Consider the following 9,029-nt stretch of genomic DNA (forward strand, 5'->3'; position numbering starts at 1 on the left):
CACATATTTTACCGGAAATTCAAGCGTCTTTCAAAGACCTCAAACAGTTTCTTACGGAGGGCGAAGATGCCTAAGCACACTAAGAAGCGTTCAACGATTAAACGGAAGCACCGGCGCATGAAGCAACACGCCGAGAAAGCAATGAAATCACAGCATGATAATCGTCAAGGAACCAACTAACGAGAAACGCAAGTGGGCGTTTGAAACGTTCGGGGAGGATTGAAAATGAGCACTAGAAATAAAATTGGCTTTGGAATAATCATCTATCTTTCAATCGTACTTGGTGTGACAGCTCTAGTTAATATATTTATTGAGGGTGGAATAATTGTGGGAACAATTTGCACGATTGGTGCTATCTTGATTTCTTTAGCATTAATACTAATACACCCGGATGATTAAAAATGAGTGAATCAGATGAAGTAATAGAATGGTTCTTAAGTCAATTGGCACAGGCTTGTTAGTGATAGGAGATGGCAACGATGAGGTATGAATGCCGAAATATGTTTGGTGGTGAAACCATCGCCACATTTAGGACATACGAAAAAGCAGAGGAGTTTGTTGACGCAGCAGCGGACTATCCAGATTGGTGGACTGTCCCTGCAATGATTATTGTAGAGGTGAATGAAGATGAAAAATGAGACGAAGCGAGACGTGTTCGAGAAGGCACTAAGAGAATGGGACGATTTGGTTCACAGTTGTGGACTTCAAGGAGAAGAAGCACACGGTGGATGCGAGTTTGACCCAATCTTAATTAAATATAGGAAAGACTATGACGCCGCCTTGCCAGATGATCTGCCGGTGATTCCTAAAAATATTGCTGAATATATTGAAAATATGAAGTCAAGTCATCGTGATATTTTGGAAGCTATACATTACTGGCTAAGAACGTCTGATATTGATGAGTATATGGAAGATAATTCGGAAACGTTTGCCCGTGCGTGGCTAGACGGGTATGTGGTGGAGGAAGAAAAATGAAACAAATATTTGAACTTATTTGGAACTCTTCCCCGTTGCAATTGGTGGGGTATTTGATAATGTCAGTTGGCGTATTGCTGTTTATTGAATTAGTAATAATTTGGATGGTGAACAAGCATGACTGATACCGAATACGCTAAAGCAATGCTGACATTATGGAGTTGAGTAATTGCGAGAGTAAACAAAAAGCCGCCTACTAGGGCGACTAGTCACGGGACCACTCGAATGACCGTTGCTAGTATAACATATAAAAAGCGCTGCCATTGCTGACCGCGCTACGATTGATACCTACAAAATTAATTATAGCACAGTCAAAACAAGGGGTGGCATGATGGAGAGCATTTTTAAGGACGTTGATGAAGAACGAACAATTGCTAATGCGGAACGGGTGCTAAAAGACTATTGGAAATGGCGACTACGAGCTCGCAGGGTTAATTTCAACCTGCAAAGTCCAGCAATGGACGGAATGCCTAAAAGTCCTAGCTATGGCAACCATATTGAAGACAAGCAAGTTAGTAAAGCTAACGATGATTTTATGGCTAATTTAGTTGTCAAGGTCATTGAAGCTGTTACAATTGATGAAGAAACGGAGAAATATTCAGAGCTATTAATGCTGCTCTATGTTAAACGGTATTCGAAAACTAAGTGCATGATTAGCCTGAATATCTCCGACAAAACATTTAATAAGTATTTGAAACAAGCCCAGTTAATGTTCGCTGAGATATATCCGGATGGCGTGGAAGACCTGATCGTTAAAAAGTATGAGCCAGAGATTATTGCTCACTACGACGAGGACTGAATTTACTCCGACAAAATTCCGAGTAAATTCCGACAAGTTTCCGTGTTGATTCCGGTAAATAAGTCAAAAAGGGGAGTAAATTAGTATTATCGATAGATAGGTAAGCCACCCCAGCTTGTTAGTCTATCGTCACGGCGGTGCGTCAGAGATGGAGAGCTGTGTCGGTCTGTAAAACCGATCCCATTGGGTGAGTAGGTTCGATTCCTACCGCCGCCATTAAGCAAGTAAGTACGCAATGATAGTGCGTGAAATCATTTGAATCAACGATAAATCAGCTTACTTGCTTGCCATTCAGCGTGGAAAACTGGACGGCGCTTACATAAGACGCGCAATCAAACGGCCACCAGATTGCCTGCAGGAACAGGCGCGCTGTGGTAACAAACATAATTAGATGCATTGGAGGCGATAGCCTTCATGCCTTCTCAGTAATTGCTTGCCGGATTCAAGCCCCGGTTAGCGCATATTCCCGTAGCTCAGTGGCAGAGCGCCCAACTTATAATTGGGAGGTCGCTGGTTCGATGCCAGCCAGGAATATTGCCAGCGGACATTAGGGAGAGTGAGAGCGCTCCTCTCACCGCTGGCATTGTCTATTAGTTAAAGCCCGGGGTCGGAACCGGGCTTTTTTTGTACATATGATTAGGAGGCGTCACAATGGATATGAAAGACAATAAGGCTATTGAGAATGATTGGAAAAAAGTTAACCTAGAATTATTCGGGGCACAATATCCATTCTGTTCAAGCAACGAGGCAACTCATGGCAAAGATGATTAACACAAAATACGGCTACGTCACGCCACAAGAAGCGAAGATGGATGCTCACTTAGATAAATGGATGAAGCGTCGTGCTAGTAAGCATGGCGCTTTTAGTTTGGAGAACAAAGCTAAGCCGGTATATCAAGCTTCACAGGGTGATGGATTTAAATTGGAAAATAAAGGTTAATTCTAAACCCGTCGATTTCGACTGGTTTAAAAATGGAGGTAACAGAAAATGAACGATGTTGAATTTACAAGTAAATGCAAAGCCTTAGTGCTGGACTACGCTAATGACCATTTAGATGTAACCGATGGAAAACAGATCACTGTCGATGATGTCTTTATTGTTTGGCAAGCGAAAGCATTACAGAATAGCAAAGCGTTACTCAGCACGACTTTAAGTGATGGCATGTACTACGAGCTTACCTATAACGGTGATAAGGGTGAGATCTACCTAGACGCCTACAAAAAGTTTGAGAATCGATGCTACAAAATTTAGACTAATTAATTCCAATTAACGGAGGTGTGGTGGTATGTAATGAAACGAAAGTTAACGCCTAAACAGCAGAGGTTTGCTGACGAGTATATCAAGTCTGGCAATGCTGCTGATGCGGCTCGTAAAGCGGGGTATGGTAAACGCTCAGCCCGCTCAGTTGGACAGGAGAACCTGACAAAACCTGACATCAAGCAAGTATATCGATGAACAGATGGCTGAGATAGCCTCACGGCGCATTATGGACGCCACAGAGGCCGTCGAATTGCTTACTAGTATCGCTAGAGGGGAAACTAAAGAAACGGTTTATATTGGCACTGCTGACGGCGTGTATGAGAAGCACAAAGAAGCTGATTTGAAAACACGGATAAGCGCTACTAAGGAAATACTGAAGCGTTATCCGGATAACAATAAGCTTGTTGAACAACAGATTCGCAAACTTAAAGCTGACGCGGATATTGCGGAGGCTAAAGCTCGCATTATGAATGCCTCAACCGATAGTACTGAAGCAAAAGTTTCTGAATATCTGGATAAATTGGATGACGTCCTAGGTGGTGATAGCGATGGCAATTAGTGAGCTATATACGCCGAAACAAGTTCAAGTGCTGAAAACCTTGCGGCGGACGGACTGGCGACTACTGATAAACTATGGTGCTGTTCGGTCTGGTAAAACTGTCGTTGATAATGACGCCTTCTTGATGGAACTGCGGCGTGTTCGTCAGGTTGCTGACAAATTAGGGGTCAAGGAACCAATGTACATTTTAGCGGGGTATTCAAGCAAGTCGCTACAAAACAACGTATTACAGGAACTGACGAATAAATATGACATTAAATTTCAATTTGACAAACATAACTCTTTCACACTGTTTGGCGTGAAGATTGTGCAGACGTTTACCGGGTCCATTGCAGGGCTGGGTGCCATTCGTGGGATGACCTCGTTTGGGGCGTATATTAACGAAGCTAGCCTTGCTAATGAAGAGGTATTCAATGAAATCCTTAATCGGTGCTCAGCACAAGGTGCGCGAATTATTTGCGATACGAACCCAGACGTTCCGACTCACTACTTGAAAGCCAGCTATATTGATAACGATGATCCTAAAGCAGGAACCGTTAGTTTCCATTTTACAATCGATGATAATACCTTTTTGCCCCCACAATACGTTGAACATCAAAAAGCGGGTACGCCGTCCGGAATGTTTTACGACCGTGCAATACTCGGTCTATGGGTATCTGGTGAAGGTATGGTGTATAAAGATTTTAATAAGGACGAAATGATTATTCCACGGGCTCAATTGCCAGCAGACTTAACTTACTATGCGGGAGTCGACTGGGGCTATGAACATAAAGGAACGATTGTTGTCATGGCTGATGATCGAGTTGGCAATACTTATTTGATTGAAGAACATACACGTCAGTTTGAAGAGATTGATTACTGGGTAGAGATTGCAAAAGATATTCAGCGTCGCTATGGCCGAAATGTTAAGTTTTGGGCTGATAGCGCGAGACCCGAACACGTTGCACGCTTCCAACGTGAAGGGCTCAAGGCGTTCAATGCTAAAAAATCGGTTTTATCAGGAATCGAGTCGGTGGCTAAGTGCATGAAGCAAGGCCACTTTTTTGTTATCAAAGAAGCAATTGATGCGTTCTTAGATGAAATCTATCAGTATGTCTGGGATGAGGCTACGGGCTTACCCGTCAAGCTTAACGATGACGTAATGGACGCGTTACGGTATGCCGTCTATAACACACATGAACGGCTCAAGGCACGGACAATTAAGAAGCCAAAGGGATTAAGAGGATAGGAGGTGAGCGGATGCAGTATGATTTGAACAAGAAGCGCGGGTCCAACGTTGCGATTGACCGTGAATTGGCTGGCAATATTGAAAACCCTAGCTTTGATGTAATTAACTATGCTATCAATCAACAACAGCAACGTATTGACCGTTATAACATGTTGGAACACTACTATGAGGGTAATCAGCACATCTTAAGCCGAAATCTTGAGATGGCGGCTAAGTTGGATCGTGCAGATGAAAAGGTAATGACGAACCACGCCAAATACATTACTGACATGATTACCGGCTTTACAACTGGTAATCCGGTATCCATTTCACCGGCGAACGGCAAGGATATTAAAGCCATTACGGATGCTCAGGACCAAATGGATATTGATTCGCATAATACGGAGATGGAGAAAGATTTAAGCGTGTTTGGGTGTGCCTATGAGCTGCTATACATCAAAAAGGTGTCAGACGCAACTACCGAGTTGGCAATTGAAAAAATTGATCCGCGCGGCTGTGTGCTGGTAACGGATGACACGTTGGATAAAAATCCGCTGTTTGGTATTTACTACGTGGAAAAGAAGGACCTGCTTGGTAATGCTAAGGGTTATTTGATTACTGTCTATACGGCCCACTGGATTATTCAGTATCGAACCAAGACAGGACGAGTGCTATCAGATGCTAATTTGGCAAGCAAACCTAAGGCCATTCAACATTATTTTAATGGTGTCCCACTTATTGAGTATCGTAATAACGAAGAGCGTCAAGGTGATTTTGAGCAAACGATTAGCCTAATCAACGCCTATAACGAATTACAGTCAGACCGTATCACTGATAAGAAGAACTTCGTGGATGCCTTGCTGGTAGTCTATGGCTTTACCCTAGATGAGGGCGAGAACGGTGAAGAAGCTAACTTGAAGGACGGTATCCTAGAAGCACCTGGTAAAGGTGACCAGGGTGCTAGCGTTGAATGGTTGACCAAGAGCTTTGACGAATCACAGCTGCAAGTACTTGTTAAGTCGATTAAGGATGACATTCATCAAACGTCTTACGTCCCTAATATGAATGACGAAAACTTTGCAGGGACGATTAGCGGTGAAGCTATGAAATACAAGCTGTTCGGTTTACTTCAATTGTTAGCGACTAAGCAGCGATACCTAACGCGGGGTATTCGGCAGAGACTACGCTTAATGCAGAATATTATGACGTTTAAAGGCCAGTCGGTAGACGCTTCTGGGGCAACAATTAATATAGTTCCTGATATTCCTGTTAATATGGCAGATGTCATCAATAATATTAAGAATGCTGAGGGTGTTATTCCGCAATTAGTGTCCCTCGGGTGGTTGCCTGGGACCAATGACCCGCAAGAGTTGATTAAGATGCTGGATCAGGAAAAGGAAAAAGCACTCAAGCTACAGCAGAAAGCTATGGGCGGCGAGCCCGCCACAGATAACGAGGAGGTAACTGCGGATGATTCTGGCAACGTTTCAGTTAAACAAAAAGCAGGTAGTGAGTTATCAGATAACGGGCCACGCGAATAGTGCTATTAAGGGCCATGACCTAGTTTGTGCTGCTGTTTCGGTGCTTGGCCAAGCCATCACTAATGAGCTATCTAACGCCACTATTAACGAAAATGGTGGCTTGTTTATTGGATTGATTGAGCCCAGTGCTGATAACAAAGTTCTGTGTGAGACCTTATTACACGGACTACAAGATATTTCAGCACAATATCCTCAGAATTTGCAAGTGGTGGTGAAGGGCAATTAACTCAGAATTGAATAAAATCATTAAAACGATTGGTGTATTTGTGATCGTGATAATTAAAATGCTTGGATTAGTTTCGCTTGGATGGAAGCCAATTACAGGCATTTTAATTTTGCTGTATTTGATTTTATAAGCTCGGAGGTGTAGGAGTGGCGGATGACAAACGCAAGTTAAGTTACTGGCAACTGCGAGCCGTTCAGAGCGAACAGAAATCACATGATGCTGCAACCAAACAAGCGACTATCATTGCAAGGGCGTACATGCGTGCTCAGAACTATTTGACTGGCGAGGTATCACAGATATACAAACGATATTTTACGGACGGTAAAGCGACGGAGGCCGAGGCACAACAGATTCTAAACACCAATGTTAGTCCGACTGAGTTAGTAACGTTACGGGCCCTGGCTGATAATGTCAGTGATAAGGAGTCAAAGAAGCAAGTGACTAACTACTTATCACAGATGGCAGCTAAGGGCCGTATTACCAGATTGGAAGAGCTCAAGGCTAAGAGCTACATTGCGGTGAAACAAGCGGCATCTGTTGAGATTGAGAAGTCCACGGACCTTTATACCAAGGTAATTCAAGAAGCACTTGATCAGGCAACTAACGAGAGTATTATAGGTGGCTTTGATAAAGACGTCATTCTTACGGGCGTGAGCGCTGATAGTCAGCCTAAAATGCACACTAGAACTATCTTTGACCCTAAAACGGGTAAAGAGATGGTAACAGTTAAAGTGAACCCAGACGAACCAATAACACGGTTTAAAGAGTTGTCAGGGAAGTACGTTAAGGCTACATTAGATGCGCCGTTTAAAGGCAAGAACTACTCTAAACGGATTTGGCATAACACGGAGCAACTAGCCGACCGACTCAGTGAACTATTCACGGCTCAGCAGATGAGTGGTATGCGTGAGCGTGACATGGTACAAGCTTTAGCTAAGGAGTTTGGAACTAGCAGTTACAATACGCGACGATTGATTAGAACAGAAGCCAACTACTTTCATAATCAAACGAAGCTCAATGAATGGAAACGACGCGGGGTTAAAAAGTACCAACTGGTTGCCGTGCTGGATATGCGGACTTCAAAAATCTGTCGTAGTATTGACGGTCGTGTATTTAACGTAGATGAAGCGGAAGTGAATATTAATTTTCCGCCGTTACATCCATTTTGCCGAACTGTCGCAATCATCTATTTGTCAGATAGCAAGTACATGCTACCACGGACGGCGAATGATCCAATTACTGGCGAAAAACTTAAGTTGAAGCCTGATGCTACTTATCAAGATTGGCGCCAGGCAGTAATCTTAAAGCATGGTCGGCAAGCTTTCGATAATTTGGATAATCAAGTTGGAAATCGTCGGTAAGATTCTACCCAGTACGATGAATACAAAAGGATTTTAGGTGCAGATAACGTACCCGAAACATTCGAAGATTTTCAGACGATGAAGTATAATGACAGTGATAGTTACCAGCGCCTGTTGAAAGTAGCGCGCGAGGTTCGAAGCGAACAATTTGCGTTGAACAATGTACACAATTTTGGTGAGGTGCACGGTGTTCCGTATCAACAGGAAGCCAACTCAGTTTTTGACCGTTATGTCGATGGACAACTAGTTACACGAAGATATTATGGTAAGACAGGAAAGGCCCGGCTGGACATTGATTTTACCGACCATGGCAATGCCAAAATACACACGATTGTGCCACATGCGCATTCCTGGTTACACGTTACAAAGAAAAATGGCAAGGTTGTTCCCCGGCGTGAAGAACCTGGGCGGAAATTAACGATTGCAGAAAGGATTGTGAATAAATATGGTGGTAAGACGAGTAAAAGCTGATTCGGATCACTTAGAGTCTTTGGAGCAACTTCGATTTGCATTAGATGTTCGTATGGAGATTCAAATCAAAATCAATGATGTTGAGTGGTACATTGGTTTTGATAGTGAGGGCAAACGTATCATTTCTAAAGATAATGGTGATTTTGATTATCACTTCAAAGATACTGACGATGTTGATGAGATTCTTGATTATGTAATTGATGGCAAGAAAATCCGTGACCAATGGCAAGATATCGTTATTGTTGCAATGTAGGGCGTTCAATCATTTTGATTGGGCGTTTTTTAGTACGACGAGGAGAACACGATGAGTAAAGATAATTCGGATTTAATGCGTTACACCGAGATGGCAATGAAGGGCTTGATGTTTGACGCTGACACGGAGCAAGGCTTTAAGCTCATGGCGGATGCATTTCTAACATGTTATGAGGAAGCACTTAATAAAGGATATGATCAAGTAACAGCAATACAAACCGCCACGATGATCCTTTCGACAATGTTCCATCAGGATTAGCATGGATGACCTGAGCACGTCTCTAAACTACTCAAACTAAATAGCATGCGTGGGTCTGATAATGACGCCACGGTCAATTTAGCACAATGTGTGGGGCTCTTAGAGTAATGCACGGGGT

Annotated in this window: 13 protein-coding genes, 2 tRNA genes and 2 pseudogenes; all 17 read left to right on the forward strand. The window is 43.1% G+C overall.

From position 1 onward, the window contains the following. Window positions 1-180 (forward strand): annotated as a pseudogene (locus KGF65_RS15765) (hypothetical protein); the annotation flags it as partial. Window positions 181-225: 45 nt separating this feature from the next. Then, window positions 226-399 (forward strand): hypothetical protein, encoded by a 174-nt coding sequence (locus KGF65_RS15770; RefSeq protein ID WP_216748730.1) that lies wholly within the window; start codon window positions 226-228, stop codon window positions 397-399. 80 nt (window positions 400-479) lie between these two features. Next, window positions 480-638, forward strand: a complete 159-nt coding sequence (locus KGF65_RS15775; RefSeq protein ID WP_216748731.1) for a hypothetical protein — start codon at window positions 480-482, stop codon at window positions 636-638. Beyond that, window positions 628-975, forward strand: coding sequence for a DUF1642 domain-containing protein (locus KGF65_RS15780; RefSeq protein WP_216748732.1), 348 nt, complete (start codon window positions 628-630; stop codon window positions 973-975). The genes KGF65_RS15775 and KGF65_RS15780 overlap by 11 nt, the downstream gene beginning before the upstream one ends. A gap of 331 nt (window positions 976-1,306) precedes the next feature. After that, window positions 1,307-1,774 (forward strand): ArpU family phage packaging/lysis transcriptional regulator, encoded by a 468-nt coding sequence (locus KGF65_RS15785; protein WP_016511185.1) that lies wholly within the window; start codon window positions 1,307-1,309, stop codon window positions 1,772-1,774. Between the two features lie 133 nt (window positions 1,775-1,907). Beyond that, a tRNA-Tyr gene (locus KGF65_RS15790) sits at window positions 1,908-1,990 on the forward strand. Window positions 1,991-2,236: 246 nt separating this feature from the next. Beyond that, window positions 2,237-2,308 (forward strand) — tRNA-Ile (locus tag KGF65_RS15795). A gap of 220 nt (window positions 2,309-2,528) precedes the next feature. Then, complete coding sequence (locus tag KGF65_RS15800; protein ID WP_216748733.1) at window positions 2,529-2,714, forward strand: hypothetical protein; 186 nt, start codon at window positions 2,529-2,531, stop codon at window positions 2,712-2,714. Window positions 2,715-2,762: 48 nt separating this feature from the next. Beyond that, the gene (locus tag KGF65_RS15805; RefSeq protein WP_216748734.1) at window positions 2,763-3,026 is read left to right on the forward strand and encodes a DUF6275 family protein; all 264 of its coding nucleotides are present in this window, start codon (window positions 2,763-2,765) and stop codon (window positions 3,024-3,026) included. A gap of 39 nt (window positions 3,027-3,065) precedes the next feature. Beyond that, window positions 3,066-3,594 (forward strand): annotated as a pseudogene (locus tag KGF65_RS15810) (terminase small subunit). After that, on the forward strand, window positions 3,584-4,822 hold the full coding sequence (locus KGF65_RS15815) for a PBSX family phage terminase large subunit (protein WP_216748736.1): 1,239 nt from the start codon (window positions 3,584-3,586) through the stop codon (window positions 4,820-4,822). The pseudogene KGF65_RS15810 and the gene KGF65_RS15815 overlap by 11 nt, the downstream one beginning before the upstream one ends. Before the next feature lie 11 nt (window positions 4,823-4,833). Continuing rightward, on the forward strand, window positions 4,834-6,342 hold the full coding sequence (locus KGF65_RS15820) for a phage portal protein (protein ID WP_101873195.1): 1,509 nt from the start codon (window positions 4,834-4,836) through the stop codon (window positions 6,340-6,342). Continuing rightward, window positions 6,311-6,568: a ribosomal-processing cysteine protease Prp gene (locus KGF65_RS15825; RefSeq protein ID WP_021732630.1), complete on the forward strand. Its 258-nt coding sequence runs from the start codon at window positions 6,311-6,313 to the stop codon at window positions 6,566-6,568. The genes KGF65_RS15820 and KGF65_RS15825 overlap by 32 nt, the downstream gene beginning before the upstream one ends. Before the next feature lie 146 nt (window positions 6,569-6,714). Then, complete coding sequence (locus KGF65_RS15830) at window positions 6,715-7,929, forward strand: minor capsid protein (RefSeq protein ID WP_313819554.1); 1,215 nt, start codon at window positions 6,715-6,717, stop codon at window positions 7,927-7,929. Between the two features lie 78 nt (window positions 7,930-8,007). After that, window positions 8,008-8,400, forward strand: a complete 393-nt coding sequence (locus tag KGF65_RS17170) for a hypothetical protein (protein ID WP_253954471.1) — start codon at window positions 8,008-8,010, stop codon at window positions 8,398-8,400. After that, a complete protein-coding gene (locus tag KGF65_RS15835) occupies window positions 8,375-8,653 on the forward strand; it encodes a hypothetical protein (RefSeq protein ID WP_063489611.1) in 279 nt (92 codons plus the stop codon). Before KGF65_RS17170 ends, KGF65_RS15835 begins: the two co-directional genes overlap by 26 nt. A gap of 51 nt (window positions 8,654-8,704) precedes the next feature. Continuing rightward, entirely contained in the window at window positions 8,705-8,911 is a 207-nt protein-coding gene (locus KGF65_RS15840) for a hypothetical protein (protein ID WP_165850457.1), read from the forward strand. Window positions 8,912-9,029: the final 118 nt, after the last annotated feature.

This window comes from Lactiplantibacillus sp. 30.2.29 (assembly GCF_018991255.1).
Lineage (GTDB): Bacteria > Bacillota > Bacilli > Lactobacillales > Lactobacillaceae > Lactiplantibacillus > Lactiplantibacillus pentosus.